At 62.9% G+C, this 18,677-nt stretch carries 23 protein-coding genes; 10 read left to right on the top strand and 13 right to left on the bottom strand.

Translation table 11 applies throughout. The annotated features are described in order from the left end of the window. Positions 1–16: 16 nt before the first annotated feature. The 4 genes from lhpI to sppA all read right to left on the bottom strand — a co-directional run bounded on the left by lhpI (position 17) and on the right by sppA (position 2,847). Entirely contained in the window at positions 17–991 is a 975-nt protein-coding gene (gene lhpI, locus AC0L18_RS23310; protein ID WP_473494336.1) for a bifunctional Delta(1)-pyrroline-2-carboxylate/Delta(1)-piperideine-2-carboxylate reductase, read from the bottom strand. Between the two features lie 134 nt (positions 992–1,125). After that, positions 1,126–1,458, bottom strand: a complete 333-nt coding sequence (locus AC0L18_RS23305; protein ID WP_473494335.1) for a DUF1049 domain-containing protein — start codon at positions 1,456–1,458, stop codon at positions 1,126–1,128. Positions 1,459–1,539: 81 nt separating this feature from the next. Further along, the gene (locus AC0L18_RS23300) at positions 1,540–1,824 is read right to left on the bottom strand and encodes an integration host factor subunit beta (protein WP_023797441.1); all 285 of its coding nucleotides are present in this window, start codon (positions 1,822–1,824) and stop codon (positions 1,540–1,542) included. Between the two features lie 69 nt (positions 1,825–1,893). Then, positions 1,894–2,847: a signal peptide peptidase SppA gene (sppA, locus tag AC0L18_RS23295; RefSeq protein ID WP_473494334.1), complete on the bottom strand. Its 954-nt coding sequence runs from the start codon at positions 2,845–2,847 to the stop codon at positions 1,894–1,896. A 322-nt stretch (positions 2,848–3,169) separates the two neighbouring features. Between sppA and lptC the strand changes: the two genes are divergently transcribed. The 6 genes from lptC to ptsN all read left to right on the top strand — a co-directional run bounded on the left by lptC (position 3,170) and on the right by ptsN (position 8,464). Continuing rightward, positions 3,170–3,883 carry an LPS export ABC transporter periplasmic protein LptC gene (gene lptC, locus AC0L18_RS23290; protein ID WP_091595571.1) on the top strand — a complete coding sequence of 238 codons (714 nt, stop codon included), beginning with the start codon at positions 3,170–3,172 and terminating at the stop codon, positions 3,881–3,883. Then, complete coding sequence (locus AC0L18_RS23285; protein ID WP_023797444.1) at positions 3,870–4,484, top strand: LptA/OstA family protein; 615 nt, start codon at positions 3,870–3,872, stop codon at positions 4,482–4,484. The genes lptC and AC0L18_RS23285 overlap by 14 nt, the downstream gene beginning before the upstream one ends. Then, positions 4,484–5,302: an LPS export ABC transporter ATP-binding protein gene (lptB, locus tag AC0L18_RS23280; RefSeq protein ID WP_473494333.1), complete on the top strand. Its 819-nt coding sequence runs from the start codon at positions 4,484–4,486 to the stop codon at positions 5,300–5,302. The genes AC0L18_RS23285 and lptB overlap by 1 nt, the downstream gene beginning before the upstream one ends. Before the next feature lie 187 nt (positions 5,303–5,489). Further along, positions 5,490–7,016 carry an RNA polymerase factor sigma-54 gene (rpoN, locus tag AC0L18_RS23275; protein WP_473494332.1) on the top strand — a complete coding sequence of 509 codons (1,527 nt, stop codon included), beginning with the start codon at positions 5,490–5,492 and terminating at the stop codon, positions 7,014–7,016. Positions 7,017–7,285: 269 nt separating this feature from the next. Further along, complete coding sequence (gene hpf / locus AC0L18_RS23270; protein WP_023797447.1) at positions 7,286–7,870, top strand: ribosome hibernation-promoting factor, HPF/YfiA family; 585 nt, start codon at positions 7,286–7,288, stop codon at positions 7,868–7,870. Between the two features lie 129 nt (positions 7,871–7,999). Next, positions 8,000–8,464 carry a PTS IIA-like nitrogen regulatory protein PtsN gene (ptsN, locus tag AC0L18_RS23265; protein ID WP_023797448.1) on the top strand — a complete coding sequence of 155 codons (465 nt, stop codon included), beginning with the start codon at positions 8,000–8,002 and terminating at the stop codon, positions 8,462–8,464. Positions 8,465–8,555: 91 nt separating this feature from the next. Here ptsN and AC0L18_RS23260 read toward each other — a convergent pair whose 3' ends face one another. Beyond that, the gene (locus AC0L18_RS23260; protein WP_473494331.1) at positions 8,556–8,813 is read right to left on the bottom strand and encodes a BQ00720 family protein; all 258 of its coding nucleotides are present in this window, start codon (positions 8,811–8,813) and stop codon (positions 8,556–8,558) included. A 63-nt stretch (positions 8,814–8,876) separates the two neighbouring features. Further along, positions 8,877–9,302 carry an Hsp20 family protein gene (locus tag AC0L18_RS23255; RefSeq protein WP_023797450.1) on the bottom strand — a complete coding sequence of 142 codons (426 nt, stop codon included), beginning with the start codon at positions 9,300–9,302 and terminating at the stop codon, positions 8,877–8,879. A 142-nt stretch (positions 9,303–9,444) separates the two neighbouring features. Here AC0L18_RS23255 and AC0L18_RS23250 point away from each other — a divergent pair, with 142 nt between their 5' ends. Continuing rightward, on the top strand, positions 9,445–10,386 hold the full coding sequence (locus tag AC0L18_RS23250; protein ID WP_473494330.1) for a nucleoside hydrolase: 942 nt from the start codon (positions 9,445–9,447) through the stop codon (positions 10,384–10,386). Between the two features lie 48 nt (positions 10,387–10,434). Here AC0L18_RS23250 and AC0L18_RS23245 read toward each other — a convergent pair whose 3' ends face one another. From AC0L18_RS23245 to AC0L18_RS23225, 5 genes are all read right to left on the bottom strand, one after another. Beyond that, positions 10,435–11,049, bottom strand: a complete 615-nt coding sequence (locus AC0L18_RS23245) for a LysE family translocator (RefSeq protein WP_091595683.1) — start codon at positions 11,047–11,049, stop codon at positions 10,435–10,437. 113 nt (positions 11,050–11,162) lie between these two features. Further along, entirely contained in the window at positions 11,163–12,611 is a 1,449-nt protein-coding gene (locus tag AC0L18_RS23240) for an amidase (RefSeq protein ID WP_473494329.1), read from the bottom strand. A gap of 5 nt (positions 12,612–12,616) precedes the next feature. Then, positions 12,617–13,528, bottom strand: coding sequence for a ribokinase (locus AC0L18_RS23235; RefSeq protein WP_473494328.1), 912 nt, complete (start codon positions 13,526–13,528; stop codon positions 12,617–12,619). A 146-nt stretch (positions 13,529–13,674) separates the two neighbouring features. Next, positions 13,675–14,553: a methylated-DNA--[protein]-cysteine S-methyltransferase gene (locus AC0L18_RS23230; RefSeq protein ID WP_128247361.1), complete on the bottom strand. Its 879-nt coding sequence runs from the start codon at positions 14,551–14,553 to the stop codon at positions 13,675–13,677. A 221-nt stretch (positions 14,554–14,774) separates the two neighbouring features. Then, positions 14,775–15,269, bottom strand: a complete 495-nt coding sequence (locus AC0L18_RS23225; RefSeq protein ID WP_473494327.1) for a DUF2244 domain-containing protein — start codon at positions 15,267–15,269, stop codon at positions 14,775–14,777. A 22-nt stretch (positions 15,270–15,291) separates the two neighbouring features. On the opposite strand from AC0L18_RS23225, the gene nth reads away from it, so the two are divergent. Then, positions 15,292–16,095: an endonuclease III gene (gene nth / locus AC0L18_RS23220; RefSeq protein ID WP_023797458.1), complete on the top strand. Its 804-nt coding sequence runs from the start codon at positions 15,292–15,294 to the stop codon at positions 16,093–16,095. Here the strand turns inward: nth and AC0L18_RS23215 are convergent. Then, positions 16,089–16,544: a DUF2214 family protein gene (locus tag AC0L18_RS23215; RefSeq protein WP_473494326.1), complete on the bottom strand. Its 456-nt coding sequence runs from the start codon at positions 16,542–16,544 to the stop codon at positions 16,089–16,091. The two genes, nth and AC0L18_RS23215, sit on opposite strands and share 7 nt — an antisense overlap. A gap of 139 nt (positions 16,545–16,683) precedes the next feature. Here AC0L18_RS23215 and AC0L18_RS23210 point away from each other — a divergent pair, with 139 nt between their 5' ends. Continuing rightward, positions 16,684–16,914, top strand: a complete 231-nt coding sequence (locus AC0L18_RS23210; RefSeq protein ID WP_473494325.1) for a YdeI/OmpD-associated family protein — start codon at positions 16,684–16,686, stop codon at positions 16,912–16,914. Positions 16,915–17,114: 200 nt separating this feature from the next. Beyond that, positions 17,115–17,654: a GNAT family N-acetyltransferase gene (locus AC0L18_RS23205; protein WP_473494324.1), complete on the top strand. Its 540-nt coding sequence runs from the start codon at positions 17,115–17,117 to the stop codon at positions 17,652–17,654. Positions 17,655–17,704: 50 nt separating this feature from the next. On the opposite strand, the gene AC0L18_RS23200 is transcribed toward AC0L18_RS23205, so the two are convergent. Next, on the bottom strand, positions 17,705–18,478 hold the full coding sequence (locus tag AC0L18_RS23200) for an IclR family transcriptional regulator (RefSeq protein WP_473494338.1): 774 nt from the start codon (positions 18,476–18,478) through the stop codon (positions 17,705–17,707). Positions 18,479–18,677: the final 199 nt, after the last annotated feature.

Below are 18,677 nucleotides of genomic sequence, written 5' to 3'. Positions count from 1 at the left end.
CTACTCCCCTACTCCCCTACTCCCCTAACTTCCCCATCGCCTTGTACACCGCAATGCCGGCGGCGAGGTCTTCGAGGGCTGCGCCGACCGATTTGAACAGCGTGATCTCACCGGGGCTCTGCCGGCCCTTCTTCTGGCCGCGTGCCAATTCATGCAGGTCGGCGACGATGGCTTGCGCCTCCAGCACGCCCGAGGCCAGCGGCTGGACGATGTCGCCCGCTTCCTTGGTGGCGCCGGCCCGGGTGTCGACGTAGACGCGGGCGCGCGCAATCGCATCGTCGTCGCTTTCGCGCATGGCCGGCGTGAAGCCGCCGACCAGATCGACATGGGTCCCCGGCTTCAACAGCGCGCCCTTGATCAGCGGCGTGGTCGTGATCGTCGCCGACGAAACGATGTCGGCCTGGCCGAGTTCGGCGTCGAGATCGCTCGCGGCGGTGGCCGCAAAGCCCTCGGCGCGCAATTCCGCCGCAACCTTTTCTGCATTGGCCGGCGTGCGGTTCCAGATGCGGATGACGGTGATCGGCCGCACCGCGCAATGCGCCCTGGCGAGGAACGGCGACAGCGCGCCGGCGCCGACCACCAGCAGCCGCGAAGCGTCGTCGCGGGCCAGATAGGAGGCTGCCAGCGCCGAGGCGCAGGCCGTGCGCCACTGCGTCAGCCGCTGGCCGTCGATCATGGCTTCAGGCTCGCCGGTCGCACCGTCGAGCAGGAGGTAAAGCCCCATCACAGCGGGTTTGCCCACGGCGTTGTTGTCGGGCGACACGGTGACGATCTTGACGCCGATATGGCCGCCTGCCGACGAGCCGGCGGCATTGAAGTCGGTCCAGGCCGGCATCAGGAGCAGGGTCGAGGCCGCGCCGTCGGGCCGTTCGACCGTATGGTGGTGCCTGACCGGCTGTACCGCGCCATCGCGAAAAGCCGCGCGCAGCGTTTCGACCAGGCCGGGAAAGGTCAGCGCCTGATCGACCTCGGCCGCCGAAATGCTTAACATAAGAAACTCCGTCGAGAGAAATACGCCTGACGCATGACCGCGAAATCAGAAGCGATTTTCTGCAAAGATCATGCGCAATCAAAAATGGTCCAGCGTCCTTTGCGCGCCCAAAAAGGACGCGCGGCGGTTCCGGCTCAGCCCGTCGGCTTCGGTAAGGAGGGGCCTTGTTGCGCGGCCGGTGCCCGGCTGACCGCCTGGCGCAAGTTCTCGGCCTCGACGCCGCGCTGGCGCGCCAGCTTGCGATAGCGGCCCTGCTTGATCCAGGTCGCCAGGCTGCCGACGATCATGCCGATGGCGAGGGCCAGGAACAGGAAGATGAAAAGCGGCAGCGTCATCGTCAGCGCCGGATTGCCGGGGTTGAAAGGGTCCAGGGTGAAGGCAACCGGATCGCGGTTGGCCACCGCCAGCGCAATCAGAATGACGGCCAGCGGCACCAAGACCACGATGAGCATGAAACGATTGAACATAGAATTTCCTGTCGAAGGCGCGCTCTACCAAAGGCCGGGCCTCCTGAAAAGGCCGGCATGGCGCATGAGCCCGCGCGGCGCTTATTTGCCGCTGTTCAGCCTTTCACGCAATTCCTTGCCGGTCTTGAAGAACGGCACCCATTTCTCCTCGACCTCGACCGATTCGCCGGTACGCGGATTGCGGCCGGTGCGGGCGGGGCGGTTTTTCACCGAGAAAGCGCCGAAACCGCGCAGCTCGACCCGGTTGCCTTCGGCGAGCGCGTCGGTGATCTCGTCGAAAATCGCGCCGACAATGTTTTCGACGTCACGCAGGAAAAGGTGCGGGTTGCGTGTGGCGATGATCTGCACAAGTTCGGATTTGATCATGAGAAGGCTCCCCGTGAAAACACTGCGGTCAAATTATGAGGATGTTTTTATTTGCTTTTTTCACTCGTCTCAAGGGTGCCAGACGGAAACCAGACCGTCAAGAAACAAGCGATCGGCACCAAGTTCGTGAATGATGTCGCCGCCATAGTCGGGCAGGCCGAGCGCACTGCCGATGGTTCGTGCCATCGCCTTCGAGAACAGGAAGCCGCCGCTTTCCGCGTCCTTCCACTCCACCACCTTGAGCTTGGCGTCGATGCCCTTGGTCGCGAGCCAGTCGATCGCTTCGGTCTCGCCGCCGACCGCGTCGACCAATTTGTTGGCAACGGCCTGCCGGCCGGTGAAGATCGATCCGTCGGCCAGCGCCAGCGCCTCCGGTTTGGTCATCTTGCGGCGTTCGGCGACGATGCCGACGAACCAGTCGTAGCTGTCGAGGATGAGCTTGCGGACCATGGTGCGCTCGTCGTCATTGGTCGGCTTGAAAGGCGACGGCGAAGCTTTCAACGGCGACGATTTCACTTCCTCGAGCTTGACGCCGAGCTTGTTCATAAGGCCGCTGACGTCCGGATACTGGATCAGCACGCCTATCGAGCCGACAATAGACGATTTGCGCGCGACGATATGATCGGTCGCGGTGGCGATCATATAGCCCGCCGATGCGGCCAGCGTGCCGACCTGGGCCACCACCGGCTTCTCGGCGGCCAACTCGCGCACTGCCTCGTAGATCGATTCGCCGCCGACGGTGGTGCCGCCAGGTGAATCGATCGTCAGGATCACAGCTTTCACCCTCGAGGATTGACGGATGGCGTCCAGTTGCTTGATCAGGTCTTCGTCTTCGGTGATGGTGCCCTCGATCTTGACCTTGGCGATATGGTCGATCGCCGCGCCAGTAAAGTCATCGCCGTAAATCCAGGTCGAAAAGGCAATCAGCCCGGCTGCTGCGACGACAAGCGCTGCAACGCGCCAGAATGTCAGCTTGCGGCGCAAGCGGCGGCGGTCCATCAGGTCGTCGGCTCTCAGTACCATGGTCAGCCTCATAGTCGGTGGGGAGCAGATGCTTTTAAAGCAACCGCCCGCGCCCGGCTACCGATTCCTGACGAGCTTGCGCCAAAGATAAGGTCTCGACGTTGGCGAGCCGGCGTTTCGAGAGAACATAAAAGACCAATCCACAGCCCCTAACGCTGTCCGCCCGTATCTGGTATGACGTGCAAGTTGTGCCGGTTTCATTTTCGTTTGTGCAACAGCAACCGTCACACTTTTGCGGTTTTCCTCCGCTTGTGCTTGCTTGAGGGCGCCGGCATCCCACCTATAGGGGTGCTTGGCGGCAGGGGTTTAGAAGAAAGCAGTTATGTTAGCGCGACCGATCGAACCGACCAACACCGAGACGGAGTTGGCTTCCCCGGACGTAGGCCCGGCGCGAGTCGACGCCTTCGGCATCGCCCAGCGCCATTCGCGCCGCGTGCGTATCTTGAAGCTGGCGGTGCCGCTGGCCGCTGCCGCGATCGCGGTCGCCGTCCCGGTCTATTCCTATCTCATGGCACCTGGCTCAATCCAGGTCCAGGCCGACGCCAGCGCGTTCGCCAATGGCAAGCTGGTGATGGCCAACCCCAAGCTCAACGGGTTCACCAAGCAGAAACTGCCCTATTCCATGACGGCTTTGCGCGCCATACAGGACGTGAGCCAGCAAGGTATCATCAATCTGGAAGGCATCGACGCCAAGCTGCCGATATCAACCGACAATGTGGCGGCCATCAATGCCCCGCACGGTAGCTTCAATCGTGATGGCAACACGATGAGCCTGACCAGCGATGTCACCATAACCACCACAGATGGCCTGGCGGCAAAGTTCAAATCGGTCTTTCTCGACATGGGCAAAGGCACTATGAAGACGAACGATCCGGTCGACGTCAGCCGTGGCGGGTCGCGGATTACCGCGGATTCGATGTCTGTCCAGGACAACGGCAAGATCGTGGTTTTCGAGAACAGAGTGCGTGTCAACATCGATCCCGCCAGCTTGAAGGCGGCAGAGGCAATGAGCGGAGAATCCAATGCGGTTCAGTAGTTCGACACGGCTCGTGGCCGCGGCTTCGGCGTTGCCGGCCGTAGGGCTGGCCGCCCTGGGGCTGGCTTTGGCGGCGGCGCCGGCTCTGGCGCAGTCCAGGACCACCAGCCAGCTGTCGGGCCTCAAACTGTCCGGCGACAAGCCCATCCAGATCGAAAGCGACAAGCTCGAGGTCCGCCAGGCGGACAGCGTCGCGGTGTTCACCGGCAATGTAAACGTCGTCCAGGGTCCGACCTTGCTCAAGGCCGGCAAGATGACGGTCTATTACGTCAAGGACCCGGACGCTGCCGCCAAGGGTGAGCAGGCCTCGGGTGCCGCGATGACCGGCTCGGCCGACATCGACCGTCTGGAGGTCGCCAACAAGGTCTATATCAAATCGGACGACCAGGTCGCCACGGGCGACAGCGGCACCTTCGACATGAAGACGGAAGTGCTGGTGCTTTCAGGCAGCAAAGTCGTGCTCTCGCAAGGCGACAATGTACTGGTCGGCTGCAAGCTGACCGTGCAGATGAAGAGCGGTCTGGCCCAGGTCGACCCCTGCGGCGGTGGACGCGTCATGATGTCGATCACGCCGCCGAAGTCGGGAGCGGCGAACCCCTGATGGTCGACGTAGCATCGCTGTTGGCGCGTCTTCCAGGACGCGCCGCCAGCAAACTTGCGGCACCGACCGCGATTAGCCTCGATCAGGTAAAATTCAAGGGAACCCTGATCGCCAAAGGGCTGACCAAAAGCTACAAGGGCCGCAAAGTCGTCAGCGGCGTGACGATCGGCGTGCGCGCCGGTGAGGCGGTCGGGCTGCTCGGCCCCAACGGCGCCGGCAAGACCACCTGCTTCTACATGGTCACCGGCCTGGTGCCGGTCGACGAAGGCACGATCGAAATCGACGGCTTCGATGTCACCTCTATGCCGATGTACCGCCGCGCCCGCCTTGGCATCGGCTACCTTCCGCAGGAGGCGTCGATCTTTCGCGGCTTGAGCGTCGAGCAAAACATCCGTGCCGTGCTCGAAGTGGTCGAGAAGAGCCGCAAGGAGCGCGAACGCATTCTCGACGAACTGCTCGAGGAGTTTCACATCAGCCATCTGCGCAAGGCCCCGTCGCTGTCGCTTTCCGGCGGCGAGCGGCGGCGCCTTGAAATCGCGCGCGCCCTGGCGACCCGCCCCGCATACATGCTGCTCGACGAGCCTTTCGCCGGCATCGATCCGATCGCCGTCGCCGACATCCAGCAACTCGTGCGCCATCTGACGGCGCGCGGCATCGGCGTGCTCATCACCGATCACAATGTCCGCGAGACGCTCGGCCTGATCGACCGCGCCTACATCATCCATGCCGGCCAGGTGTTGACCCATGGCCGGGCCGACGAAGTGGTTGCAAACCCGGATGTGCGGCGGCTTTATCTCGGTGAGGGGTTTACACTCTAAGCGTGAAAATTTCTGTCCAGACGCGGTTTTTGACGCGAGACAGAGCTTTTTCTTCGATTTCTCGTCGGAATACGCACGGACAGGCGAGTTTTGATCGCCGTCGCCTTGACAAGCAAAAGCCGGGCCAGTTTCTATGCCGAACTCCTTCCGGCAGTCCGATGCGTAGACAGGGCGTTTGAACCGAACCATGGCGTTGGCGGCAAAACTACAGCTACGACAGTCCCAGTCGCTGGTGATGACGCCGCAACTCATGCAGTCGATACGGCTGCTGCAGTTCACCCACATCGAGCTGGAACGCTTCATCGACGACGAGATCGAGCGCAATCCTTTGCTCGAGCGCGCCGAGCCGCAAGACGTTGCCGTCAGCGACCAGGCGCAGAAGATCGATGCCGCGCCGGAAACGGCCACCGCCGGCGACTGGTTCGAGAAGGAAACGGCGTGGAGCGCCGAGGCGATCTCGGAAAAGCTCGATACTTCGCTGGAAAACCTGTTTCCCGACGACCCCGGCACCAGCGAGCGGCTCGGTCCCGACCTGACGGCCCAGTGGAAATCGGCATCCGGCAACGGTTCCGCATCCTCTTCCGACGGTTTTGACGTCGGAGACATGGCGGCCGGAGCCATCACGCTGCGCGAGCATGTCGCCGAGCAGGTCGCGCTTGCCTTCGCCGACCCGGCAGCACGCCTGATCGCCAGCGAACTGGCCGATGGCCTCGACGAGGCCGGCTACATGCGCGCCGACATGGCTGAGATCGCCACTCGTCTCGGCACCGACAGAGCGGCGGTGGCAAATGCGCTCGCGGTCTGCCAGACATTCGAGCCCACCGGCCTCTTTGCCCGCGACCTTGCCGAATGCCTGTCGCTGCAGCTTGCGGTCCGCGACCGTCTCGACCCTGCGATGAAGGCTTTGATTGCCAATCTCGAACTCCTGGCCCGGCGCGATTTCCAGACCCTGAAACGGATTTGTGGGGTCGATGAGGAGGATCTGCTCGACATGCTGGCCGAGATACGTGCGCTCGATCCGCGCCCGGGGATGGCGTTTTCGGGCGGCGCCAGCGACGCGATCATCGCCGATGTCGAAGTGCGTGCGGCCAATGACGGGAGCTGGGTGATCGAACTCAACCCCGAAACGCTGCCGCGCGTGCTGGTCGACCATATCTATTTCGCTCGGGTTTCGCCGCATGCGAAAAATCAGACGGAAAAGGATTTCCTGGCGGAGTGCCTGCAAAACGCCAATTGGCTGACGCGCAGCCTCGATCAGCGGGCGAAGACTATCCTCAAGGTTGCCTCAGAAATCGTGCGCCAGCAGGACGCCTTCCTCGTCCATGGCGTGCGTCACCTGAGGCCGCTCAACCTGCGCACGGTGGCCGACGCCATCGGCATGCACGAATCGACCGTCAGCCGGGTCACCGCCAACAAATACATGCTGACGCCGCGCGGCGTGTTCGAACTGCGCTATTTCTTCACCGCCTCGATCGCTTCGTCGGGTGGCGGTAACGCGCATTCGTCTGAAGCGGTGCGCGACCGCATCAAGCAGTTGATCGACGAGGAGAAACCTGCCGACGTGCTTTCCGACGACGCGATTGTGGATATGTTGCGGGAAAGCGGCGTCGATATCGCCAGGCGCACGGTCGCCAAGTATCGGGAGGGCATGAATATTCCCTCGTCGGTGCAGCGGCGGCGTGAAAAACGCGCTTTGGCCAGCGCCGGACGTTGATCTCCGACTGAATTTTCGACAGCTTTCGCACTTCATTGACAAGCCGCAATGAAGTGGCTAGAAGCCCGCCCGCATGGGACGGGCTACTGCCCGCATGCGGATGGTCCGTCACGACGTTGGCCACGGGACGGTCAAGAAGGCGGCTTGTGATCAATCGGAAAAGTTCGGATTTAAAATCGGCGCAAGTGACGCCGCAAAGCTTGTGCGCTCAGACCACGGGTATAAACTCGGGACAGTTTGAAGCCTGAGCAAGGAAGGTCAGTATTCAGATGACGCTGCGCATATCAGGAAAACACATGGATATCGGCGATGCGTTCCGTACGCGCATCAACGACCGTGTCGGAGAGGTGATCGGGAAATATTTCGATCGGGGCTTTTCAGGGCAAATTGTAGTCGTCAAATCGGGATCGCGCTACACGGCCGATTGCATGATCCGGCTGGATTCCGGCGCTTCGCTGCAGGCGACCGGTGAAGCGCAGGACCCGACGCTCGCTTTCGAGGCGGCGGCGGATCGCCTCGAGACCCGCCTTCGCCGCTACAAGCGTCGGCTGAAGTCGCATAATTCAGGCAACGCCAATGGCGAACCCACCGACGTCGCCTATACGGTGATGGCGCCGCTTGCCGACGATGACGAGGAAATGCCGGAGAATTTCGCGCCAGCCATCGTCGCCGAATCAACCATGACGCTGCGGACCATGTCGGTGGCGTCAGCCGTGATCGAACTCGACACCAAGGACAGCCCGGTCCTCGTCTTCCGCAACGCCGGAAACGAGCATCTCAATATCGTCTATCGTCGGCCGGACGGAAACATCGGCTGGATCGACCCGTCTACGACAAAGGTCGCGCAGGGCTAACGGCCAAGGCCGCACTGGGCTGACGGCCAAGGCCGCAGCGGGGTGACGGCCAAGGCCGCACTGGGATAAGGCACCAGCCGCACGCGAGAGTGAGGGCTGGCGACGGCAGGCGAACAAGGGATTTCAAGTATGGACCTGAGCGATCTTATCAACGTTCCGGCAATCTTGCCGGCGTTGAAGGCGAACTCCAAGAAGCAACTGCTGCAAATGCTGTCCGAAAGGGCGGCGGCGATTGCCGGCATTCCGGAACGGGAGGTGTTCGACACCATCCTGCAGCGTGAACGGCTGGGCTCGACCGGTGTCGGCAACGGCATTGCCATTCCGCATGGCAAGCTGGCCGGGGTGAAGCGGATCGCCGGGGTTTTCGCCCGGCTGGAGACGCCGGTCGATTTCGAGGCGCTGGACGACCAGCCGGTCGATCTGGTGTTCCTGCTTTTGGCGCCCGAAGGCGCCGGCGCCGACCATCTCAAGGCGCTGTCGCGCATTGCGCGGGTGCTGCGCGACGCCGACACGGTGGCCAAGATCAGGGGCACCCGCGACGCCGCCGCGATCCATGCGCTTTTATCGGATACACAAGCCTCGCACGCGGCCTGAGTTTTTTCGATCAGTTCGGTTAAAGGGCCGCCGCGAGCGGCCCTGTCCGTTCTAACCAGATCGCTGCGCCGTCTTGTTAGTGGATGGCGACTTAGTGGATCGCGACGGGGATCAGGTCGTTTTCCAGGGCGCCGGCCAGCGCCCGCTCGCGAGCGTCGGAAAGCAGGATCGGCTGACCGTTGGCGGCAAACAGGGCCCACAGTTCCAGCCCGGGCGCGATTTCGCCGAGGCCTGGGAAACGGCCGCGCAGATCGTCGCTCGAGATTTTCCTGAGATAGGCGACCGAGCCTTCGCCGAGATGGGCGAATTCGCCGCTGGTCATGATAAGGTTTTCGTCAGTTCTGGTCATTTAAGCCTCCGTGCAGCGAGGACCCCGTTCAAGGCCGCCTCGCATGAGAGCAATCGGTAAAAATCAGTCTTTCACCGATATGTTTATTTTCCGTACCAGCCGTTCGGACTCGGGCCGATCGAGATCGATCGACAAAAGACCGTTCTTCAGCTCCGCCGCGATCACCCGCATGCCGTCGGCCAGCACGAAACAGCGCTGGAACTGGCGCGCGGCAATGCCGCGGTGCAGAAATTCGCGCTCGGTGTCATCGTTCTGACGGCCGCGCACGACCAACTGGTTCTCCTCCGTGGTCACATCGAGATCGTTTTCGGCGAAACCGGCGACAGCGAGCGTGATACGCAGCCTTTCGGCCTTGCCGTCGGCACCGCTGAGGCGCTCGATGTTGTAGGGAGGGTAGCTGTCACCCGACTTCGCCAGACGCTCCAGGGTCTTTTCCATGGCGTCGAAACCCAGGAGAAGCGGGCTGGAAAAAGGCGTCATTCGGCTCATGTTACACTGTCCTCTCAAGAGCGACATAAACTGGAAAAACCCGTATGGCATTTTTCCCGATGGTCTTGATATGGTCCGCCCGGCGGTCGAGTTCAAGCCGTCAAAATCCCCGCCCAAAAAGACTCCCTAAAAAGGAATTGAAATGCCCCAATCCCGCAAGATCATCATCGACACGGATCCCGGCCAGGATGATGCCGTCGCCATATTGTTGGCGCTCGGCAGCGCCGAGCTGGAGATCGTCGGCATGACCGCCGTCGCCGGCAACGTGCCGCTGAGACTCACCGAAAAGAATGCACGCAAGATCTGCGAGCTGGCCGGCCGGCCCGACATCAAGGTCTATGCCGGCGCCATCCGGCCGCTGGCGCGCGAACTGGTAACCGCCGAGGAGGTGCACGGCGAGACCGGGCTCAACGGACCGCAATTGCCCGAACCAACCATGGAGCTGCAGGCCCAGTACGCAGTCGATTTCATCGTCGAGACGCTGATGAAGGAAGAGAGCGGCACGATCACCCTGTGCGCGCTCGGCCCGCTCACCAATATAGCGCTGGCGCTGATCCGCGAGCCGATGATTGCGCCGCGCATCAAGGAAATCGTGCTGATGGGCGGCGGCTTCTTCGAAGGCGGCAACGTCACCCCGACCTCCGAATTCAACATCTATGTCGACCCGCATGCCGCCGATGTCGTATTCAAATCCGGCATTCCGATCGTCATGATGCCGCTCGACGTCACCCACAAGGCGCTGACCACGGCCAAGCGCACCCAAGCCTACCGCAAGCTCGGCACCAGGGTCGGCACGGCCACGGCGGAGATGCTGGAATTCTTCGAACGATTCGACGAAGCGAAATACGGCACCGACGGCGGTCCGCTGCATGACCCTTGCGTCATCGCCTATCTGTTGAAACCCGAGCTGTTCAGGGGCCGCAACTGCAATGTCGCTGTGGAAACCGCCTCGGAACTCACCATGGGCATGACCGTGATCGACTGGTGGGGCGTGACCAAACGGCCGAGCAACGCCATGGTGATGCGCGACATCGACCACGATGCGTTGTTCGCGCTGCTGCTGGAAAGGCTGGGCCGGCTTTAGGTTCTTCTTCTCCCCAGGGGCCCCAGGGGAGAAGGAAAAGAGTGCTGCTCACTTCGCTTTTGAAAATGCCAGCCACAGGCCGCCGCCGACCAGAAAACTGCCGCTTATCCGCGACAGCAGCTTGACGCGGCCGGCCGAAAGCAGGCGTCCGGCGCGGCCGGCGGCCAGCGCGTAGGTCGAATCCGATACGGCGGCGAAGATCATGGCGGTGAGACCCATCACGCCGATCTGCAACCCATAGTTGCCGTCAGGGGCGATGAACTGCGGAAAGAAGGCGCCGAAGAACACCAGCGTCTTGGGATTGCTGATCGCCACCAGCAGGCCCTGCAGGAAGAAGCCGCCGCGCGGTGTCTTTGCCGATCCGTCGGCGTTCAGCTTGCCCTTGGAGCGGAACATCTGCACACCCATCCAGATCAGATAGGCGGCACCGATCAGCCTGACCCATTCGAACCAATGGCCCATTCCCGCGATCAGCGAGGTCAATCCGATGCCGACAATGGCGATCATGATCGCCAGTCCGGCCTGTGTGCCGGCGACGTTGGCGAGGCCGGCGCGAGAGCCATGGCGGATGCTGTTGGCGATGATCAGCGTGACCGTCGGTCCGGGTACCAGGATGATGACAAGGCAGGCGACGAGATAGGTGGCATAGAGTTCCAGCGACATGATTTCCTCGACGGTATGCGGCTTTGCGACACGGCTGGCCGCGATCAATGCATGACAGTAACGCGGGTGCAAGCCGGCAAGAGATGTCGCTGGCAACCTTGACCTGGATTATTTTAGGCTCCAGCCAGCCACGGCAGCGTCGTCTCGTAGGCTGCCGCCGCTCTCAGCACGGCCATGTCACCGCGCGGCCGCCCGATCAATTGCATGCCCATCGGCCTGCCGCTGCCATCGAAGCCGGCCGGCACGTTGACCGCCGGGCAGCCGCCCAGCGTGGCGAGCGCTGACACCTGCATCCAGCGGTGATAGCTGTCCATGGCACGCCCGGCCGCCTCCCTGGGCCAAGGAGTACCGACATCGAAGGGAAAAACCTGCGCAGTCGGCAGCGCAATCAGGTCGAATTGGTCGAAGAGTGACAGCAACGTTCGATGCCACGACGAGCGCCTCACCGTGGCGGCGTGGATCTGCGGCGCCGTGAGTTGCAGCGCCTGTTCCACCTCCCACACGGCCTCCGGCTTCAGAAGAGCGCGTTTCAAGGGATCGTCGTAATGCGGCTTGAGCGCACAACCGCTGCTCGCCTGGCGCAGCGTCACGAAGGCCTGCCACAGCGCTTCGAAATCGAAATCCGGCACCAGCGCTTCGGTCTGAAAGGATGCCGCGGCGAACCGGCCGAGAGCGGCCTCGCAAAGACTAAGGATGCCGGGTTCGACCGGCAGATGACCACCGAGATCGCCGAGCCAGGCGATGCGGCCGCCGGCCGTCGGCGTTTGCAGTCCCTGCAGGAAGCAGCCCTGTTTGTGATGCGAGAGCGGCGCGCGAGGGTCGTAGCCAGCCTGCTCGTCGAGCAGCAACGCCATGTCGCGCACGCTGCGGCCCATCGGTCCTTCGACGCCCATCTGGGCGTGGAAGACGTCAAGCTCGGGGCCGGCCGGGACAAGCCCCTGCGACGGACGGAAGCCATAGACGTTGTTGTAGGCCGCCGGGTTGCGCAGCGAGCCGCCAAAGTCGCTGCCGTCGGCGACAGGCACCATGTCGAGCGCCAGTGCGACCGCCGCGCCGCCGCTCGAACCGCCGGCGGTCAAGGCCGGGTCGAAAGCATTGAGTGTCGAACCGAACACCGTGTTGTAGGTGTTGGAGCCCAGGCCGAATTCGGGAACGTTGGTCTTGCCAATGATGATGGCGCCGGCCTTGCGGATGCGCTCGACGAAGAAATCGTCTTCCTGCGGCACGAAATCGGCGAAGATCGGCGAGCCAAAGCTGGTCCTGAGGCCCTTGGTCTGCGCGAGATCCTTGATGGCGATCGGCAGGCCGAACAGCGGTCCGGCATGCCCTGCATGCGCCAGATGGGCGTCCGCCCTGTCGGTCTCGCGCAGGATGTCGGCGCGGTCGCGCAGCGAGACGATGGCGTTGACCAGCGGGTTTACCGCGTCGATCCGGTCGAGGAATGCCGTCGCCACCTCGCGCACCGACAACCGCCTGCGCCGGATCGCCTCGGCAAGATCCACGGCGGACAGGCGGCAGATATTGCCGGCAGGCGGCACGGCGTGTTTTGTGGCCGGACGCATGGCTCTCACCTGGCTGGCGTGTTTTGGAGCGCCGCCTCGACGTCCTTCGCCAGCGGGATTGCCGGCTGGGCACCGGGCTTCAGGCAAGCGAGCGAACCAGCGGCTGCAGCACGGGCGAGCGCCTGGTCGAGCGGCAGGCCGGATGACAGCCCGGCGGCGAAATAGCCGCAGAACGTGTCGCCGGCGCCGACCGTATCGACCGGAGTGACGTTCAACGCCGGAACCATCAGGAGATCGGCTGGCGTGGCGGCCAGAACGCCGTCACCGCCGAGCGTGACGACGATTGTGCGACCGGTCGTCCCCGCGAAATCGCGCATCCGCGCCGGGCGATCGCGGCCGCTCAGCGACAGTGCCTCGCCATAGAGGTCGAATTCGGTTTCGTTGGCGACGACATAGTCGGCCTTGCCGAGGAAGGCGGCCGCCTCTGCGCGGAACGGTGCCGTGTTGAGCACGGTAACCGCGCCTGCCGCCCGTGCTGCGCCCAGTGCTGCATCGACAGTCTGCAGCGGGATTTCCTGCTGCAGGAGCACGACATCGCCCTTCTTCATGAAAGCCTTGGAGAGGTCGCCTGTGACGACCGAATCATTGGCGCCCGGCACCACGGCAATGACATTCTCGCCGTCATCGGCGACCATGATCAAGGCCGTGCCGGTCGAGGCGAAGGTTTCACCGACACCGGACAGGTCGATCTTGCCGTCCCGCAACAGCGCCAGCGCTTCGGTGGCGAAATTGTCCTTGCCGACCGCGCCGACCATGCGCACCTTGGCGCCGGCACGCGCGGCGGCCAGCGCCTGGTTGGCGCCCTTGCCGCCGGGTGCGGTGGCGAAACCGGAGCCACGGACCGTCTCGCCCGGTGCGGGCAAGCGGTCGACATTGGCGATAAGGTCGAGGTTGATCGAGCCGACAACGATTATCAAGTGGTGCCTCCCTGCTGACTGCGGGAAGCTACTCCGTAAGGCCGCCGCTTGCCAGACCGCGCGATCTAATCGCGTCAGGTTTGAACGCGCTTCTCAGCGCAACTCCAGGCGTCGGCGGTGCCGACATCGACAATTGGCGCGCGATTTCAGGATCCGACCTGTCCCGCTTCCCAGCCAAGGATGGCGCGTTTGCGCGTCAGGCCCCAGTGGTAGCCTGTGAGCGCGCCGGACTTGCCGAGAGCCCGGTGGCACGGCACCACGAAGGACATCGGATTGGCGCCGACCGCGGCACCCACCGCCCGGCTGGCGCTCGGTGCGCCGATGCCGGCGGCGATCGAGGAATAGGTGCAGGCCTTGCCCATCGGGATGCGCAGCAGGGCTTCCCAGACGCGGACCTGGAAGTCGGTGCCGATCAAGACGACGCGCAGCGGCTGGTCGGGGCGCCACAGCGCCGGATCGAAGATGCGCGCCGCATAGGGCGCCGTCGCGGCCATGTCCTCGATATAGTTTGCGTTCGGCCAGCGGCCGGACATGTCGGCGAAGGCCGCACGCTCGTCGCCGACATCGCTGAAGGCGAGGCCGGCAAGCCCACGGTCTGTGACCATGATCAGGGCGATGCCGAAAGGCGAGATATGATAGCCGTAGCGGATCGTCAGCCCGGCGCCGCGCGTCTTGTAGTCGCCCGGCGACATCGCCTCGTGGGTGACGAAAAGGTCGTGCAACCGGCCGGGGCCCGACATGCCGACCTCGAATGAAGCCTCGAGCAGCGGCATGCCGGAATCGAGCAGTTTGCGCGCATGGTCGAGCGTGACCGCCTGCAGAAACGCCTTGGGCGACAGGCCGGCCCAGCGAGTGAAGAGCTTCTGCAACCCGGTCGGCGTCTCGCCGACTTCCTCCGCCAATATTTCGAGCGACGGCTGGTCACGATAGTCAAGGCTGATCTTCTCGATCGCGCGCCGAACAACTTCGTAGTCACCGCCTTCGGGTGTGATGTCTTTCTTCAGAATAGCTGTCTGTGCGTTCATCGGGCCATCTCCTTGATCGTGAATATCGTCCTTCGCGGCTCCGATCACCACCCGAAACTTGCCTTCTCGTCATGTGCATCCAGATAGATTTGGCTTCGAGCAAGGAGCCGACGATGGCTGGCGAAAACGTGCATCCCACCAAGGAGAAGTAGACGCTGCCGACTACCGTTTATGGCAAGGCACCGCAGAACCGGTTCGCGAACGAGGCGGTTCGCTCACATTCAGCGCGCTTTCGCGGTCGCCAGGGCGCGCGAAAAGGCTGACGCAAAGCTCTCGCGGTCATCGGGATTGAGGAAGCCGCCGATCGGCACATTCTGGCCTTGTGCTTCCACCGCCATCCTGGTGATGCCGATTTCGGCGTGGCGGGCGACCGAAAAACGCGCCCAGAACGGATTGAAGCGATGGGCTTCCGATTTGCCTGATGGCGCGGTCTTGCGGATGTCGAGGCTGGTGCGCGAGACCGACACTTCCTCACGGGCGCGGGCGGCACGATAATTGGCGCGAAAGGCGATGTAGACGGCGATGACGTCGAGACCCAGGAAGCCGAACACCGGCCAGGCGCCGCGCGACAGGAAAAACGCTCCGGTAGCCAACGAGCCGAACAGCAGAGCGCCCATCAGGATGGCAAAGCCGGTTTTGCCCAGCGAGCGATGCGGTATCAGCAACGCCTGGAAGAATGGCTCGTCGGCCTGATATGAGGCGTTTGTGTCGCTCATGCCGGGATATTATAGGAAGGGGATGACGAGCCCCAAGTCCAAAAAATCCTCTACACCCAAAAATGAACTGCTCCCCGGCCGACGCGACGGCGCGAACGCCAAACCGCGTGCCCGGCCGGTGCGGTCCGATTCGCGCTACAGCCCGGCCGAAGTGCACGAGATTTTCCGACGCTTTTCCGTTCAGCGGCCCGAGCCGAAGGGCGAGCTCGAACACATCAACGCCTTCACGCTGCTGGTGGCGGTGGTGCTTTCGGCACAGGCGACCGATGTCGGCGTCAACAAGGCGACGCGGGCGCTGTTCAAGGTCGCCGACACGCCGCAAAAGATGCTGGCTCTCGGCGAAGCCAAGGTCGGCGACTATATCCGCACCGTTGGGCTCTGGCGCAACAAGGCCAAGAACGTCATCGCGCTGTCGGAGGCGCTGATCCGCGATCATGGTGGCGAAGTGCCCGACGACCGCGATCAATTGGTCAAGCTGCCGGGCGTCGGGCGCAAGACCGCCAATGTCGTGCTCAACATGGCCTTCGGCCAGCACACCATGGCGGTCGACACGCATATCTTTCGCATCGGCAACCGGCTGCGGCTGGCGCCCGGCAAGACGCCGGAACAGGTCGAGCAGGGGCTGTTGAGGATCATTCCGGACGAATACATGCGCCATGCGCATCACTGGCTGATCCTGCATGGCCGCTATGTCTGCAAGGCGCGCAAACCGGATTGCCCGGTCTGTGTCATCGCCGACATCTGCAAGGCTGAGGAGAAGACGAATGATGTTCCGGCGCCGCTGGTCGAAATTGCGCCGCTCGAACCCGTAGGCGAAATTCAGTAGCCGTAGCCGCGCGCCATCGCCGCGGCGAAGACCGGGATCAGCAGGAAGATGAAGGCTTCGGCGCGGACATAAGTTCGAACGGATGCAAGTTGTGCCGCCGGCACTTGAAAGCCGGGGCTGGCCGAGGCCTGCCTGCTCCAGGACGCAAAGCGGACCGTCGGGACGATCGACAGCAGCCCGACGGTGACGAAGGCCGCCATCTTTGCCCAGAATACCCAGTTGTAGACGTAGAATTCCCAACCTTTCAGGCCGTAGATGACGCGTCCGATGCCGACAACGATGATCAGCATGGCGATGATGCCGTAATGGCGATCGATGCCGACAAGCCGCCGAAGCGTCGCGGCGGGCAGATCGCCGCGGATCAGGACAAATTCGGCGCCGATGATGCCGGCCAGTGAAAACACCAGCAGATGATGAAAGATGGCAAGCAGAAGATCGGTGGTATCCATGCCCTTTTCCCTCCGTCGGACGGCACAGCGACGCTGAATCAGTTCATGCGAAGGGTAGCATCGTTCGGCAAGATTCCCATGCCGGAGCTGGAGTTCGCGACTACGTTGACGCCAAATCCTGACAGCCTAAATTTTGACCATGACCAGACTGAAACGCGCCTTGAACCCAATGCCGGACGACATCCGAACCGCTTTGACAAAGCAGGGTTTGATGGCGGCCTATGATGACAGACCGGATTATCAGAAGAACGACTATCTCGGCTGGATCGCTCGTGCCAAACGCCCCGAGACAAGACACATGCGGCTCGACCAGATGCTGGACGAATTGAAGCGCGGCGGCGTCTACATGAACATGCCGTGGCGCCGCTGAAACCGGGCTTTTCGGTCACAGTTTCCCGCGGTCGAAGCGCCTCGACCTCGTTTTTCGCGCTGGGAGATGATCTGCGCTGTCCTGGCTCTTGTTGGACATTTGGGCGACATGCATGAGGCACCGGCAAACAACCACTTTGAATTTGCGCATGATCGTTTCGGAGGCGGTTTTTCGGCGATCATGCGCCGCGAGGCAGAGTTATGGGAAATCCAGGTGCAGCCAGTGCGCCGGTCATCGAGACGAAGCGAACCATCTTGCGGCCACACCAGCTCGATGATTTCGATGCCTATGTCGCCATGTGGGCCGATCCGGACGTCACCCGCTTCATCAGCGGCAAGCCGCGCACGCGCGAGGAAAGCTGGATGCGCTTCCTGCGTCATGCCGGCCTGTGGTCGCTGCTGGGCTACGGCTTCTGGGCGATCGAGGACAAGGCATCCGGCCGTTTCATCGGCGAGGCCGGCTTCCACGATCTGAAGCGCGACATGGTGCCGTCGATCGAAGGCGTTCCGGAAGCCGGTTGGGCGCTGGTCCCGAGCGCACATGGCCAAGGGTTCGCCAGCGAAATCGTCGGACGCGCTCTCGCCTGGGGCGACGAGGCATTCGGGCGTGCAAGGACTGTCTGCATCATCGATCCGGAAAACACCGCTTCGCTGAGCGTCGCGGCCAAATGCGGCTACAGCGAAGTGTTGCGGACCACCTATCACGACAATGCGACGATCCTGCTGGAACGGCAGCCCTAGCGGTTGCGGCCTGGCATCCTGTGGTTCTGGTCGGGCCGAATCGAGGCTTTCTAGGCCTGCCGCTTCAGCGCCGGGCCTTCCGCTTCGGCCTTTAGGGCCGCCTGTTCGAGCATCGAGGCGTCTTCGCCGAAAGCGCGGGTGGCGCGCGCGGCCGCCTCGATCAGCGGATTTTTCATGCGCTGCAGAAAGGCCGCGTCGACGCGCGTGCTCGGGCCGGACAGCGTCAACGCACCGAGCAGGATGTGCCCCGGCCCGAACACTGGAGCCGAGACGCCCGCCGTCTCGGGGTCGCGATCGCCGACCGACAAACAATGGTAGGTTTTGCGGATCGTCTCGTATGGTTCGCCCTGCTGACCGGAAAACGCCGCAAGCACGCGGCCGCCTGTGCCGGCCAGCAGGGGCAGCACGTCGCCTTCCCGGATGGTGTAGCGGATGGGATGCTTGGACTCGACGCGGTAAAGACAGGTGCGCACGTCGCCCGAACGGACATAGAAGGCGACGCTTTCCCAGCTTCGCTCGGCCAGATCGCGCATGATCGGCAGCAGGATGTCGATCGCCACCACCGAACGCTGGTATAGGGCGCCCAGCCGAAAGGTGGCAGGGCCGACACGGTAGCGGCCGTCGTCGAGACGCTCCAGCAATTGCCCGCGCAGCAACGAGTTCGCCAGCCTCAGGATCGTGCTCTTGTAGAGGCCGGTGCGCGCCGCGATTTCGGCCAGGCTGAGCGAACGGTCTGCAGCAGCGAAAGCATCGAGGATGGCGATGGCTCGGTCGAGCGCGGCAACGCCGTTGGTCGACGCAGGCTTGGATTGTGTTACGGTTATCCGCTTGACCACGTCGTTCCGTTCCCAGTTGGACAGAAGGGCCGATCGGAACAATTGTGCCGCATCCGGACAGTTCTGTCCAGCAGAATGCCATTCCGGTTGACAGAACGATGCAAAGACTGCATGAATTTTTGTCGAGCGGGTCTGAATTCAGGCTACGTTGCTGGCAGGCACCGGAGGAGGTGTCGTGATTGGAGGA

The sequence above is a fragment of the Mesorhizobium sp. WSM4819 genome, from assembly GCF_055811215.1.
The sequence above is the reverse complement of the archived record's forward strand: the minus strand, read 5'-3'. Positions and strand labels throughout refer to the sequence as shown.

Bases quoted from the DNA above. Each gene is read 5' to 3' on its own strand.
- lhpI (WP_473494336.1), bottom strand. From the start codon at position 991: ATGTTAAGCATTTCGGCGGCCGAGGTCGATCAGGCGCTGACCTTTCCC.
- AC0L18_RS23305 (WP_473494335.1), bottom strand. From the start codon at position 1,458: ATGTTCAATCGTTTCATGCTCATCGTGGTCTTGGTGCCGCTGGCCGTC.
- AC0L18_RS23300 (WP_023797441.1), bottom strand. From the start codon at position 1,824: ATGATCAAATCCGAACTTGTGCAGATCATCGCCACACGCAACCCGCAC.
- sppA (WP_473494334.1), bottom strand. From the start codon at position 2,847: ATGGTACTGAGAGCCGACGACCTGATGGACCGCCGCCGCTTGCGCCGC.
- lptC (WP_091595571.1), top strand. From the start codon at position 3,170: ATGTTAGCGCGACCGATCGAACCGACCAACACCGAGACGGAGTTGGCT.
- AC0L18_RS23285 (WP_023797444.1), top strand. From the start codon at position 3,870: ATGCGGTTCAGTAGTTCGACACGGCTCGTGGCCGCGGCTTCGGCGTTG.
- lptB (WP_473494333.1), top strand. From the start codon at position 4,484: ATGGTCGACGTAGCATCGCTGTTGGCGCGTCTTCCAGGACGCGCCGCC.
- rpoN (WP_473494332.1), top strand. From the start codon at position 5,490: ATGGCGTTGGCGGCAAAACTACAGCTACGACAGTCCCAGTCGCTGGTG.
- hpf (WP_023797447.1), top strand. From the start codon at position 7,286: ATGACGCTGCGCATATCAGGAAAACACATGGATATCGGCGATGCGTTC.
- ptsN (WP_023797448.1), top strand. From the start codon at position 8,000: ATGGACCTGAGCGATCTTATCAACGTTCCGGCAATCTTGCCGGCGTTG.
- AC0L18_RS23260 (WP_473494331.1), bottom strand. From the start codon at position 8,813: ATGACCAGAACTGACGAAAACCTTATCATGACCAGCGGCGAATTCGCC.
- AC0L18_RS23255 (WP_023797450.1), bottom strand. From the start codon at position 9,302: ATGAGCCGAATGACGCCTTTTTCCAGCCCGCTTCTCCTGGGTTTCGAC.
- AC0L18_RS23250 (WP_473494330.1), top strand. From the start codon at position 9,445: ATGCCCCAATCCCGCAAGATCATCATCGACACGGATCCCGGCCAGGAT.
- AC0L18_RS23245 (WP_091595683.1), bottom strand. From the start codon at position 11,049: ATGTCGCTGGAACTCTATGCCACCTATCTCGTCGCCTGCCTTGTCATC.
- AC0L18_RS23240 (WP_473494329.1), bottom strand. From the start codon at position 12,611: ATGCGTCCGGCCACAAAACACGCCGTGCCGCCTGCCGGCAATATCTGC.
- AC0L18_RS23230 (WP_128247361.1), bottom strand. From the start codon at position 14,553: ATGAACGCACAGACAGCTATTCTGAAGAAAGACATCACACCCGAAGGC.
- AC0L18_RS23225 (WP_473494327.1), bottom strand. From the start codon at position 15,269: ATGAGCGACACAAACGCCTCATATCAGGCCGACGAGCCATTCTTCCAG.
- nth (WP_023797458.1), top strand. From the start codon at position 15,292: ATGACGAGCCCCAAGTCCAAAAAATCCTCTACACCCAAAAATGAACTG.
- AC0L18_RS23215 (WP_473494326.1), bottom strand. From the start codon at position 16,544: ATGGATACCACCGATCTTCTGCTTGCCATCTTTCATCATCTGCTGGTG.
- AC0L18_RS23210 (WP_473494325.1), top strand. From the start codon at position 16,684: ATGACCAGACTGAAACGCGCCTTGAACCCAATGCCGGACGACATCCGA.
- AC0L18_RS23205 (WP_473494324.1), top strand. From the start codon at position 17,115: ATGGGAAATCCAGGTGCAGCCAGTGCGCCGGTCATCGAGACGAAGCGA.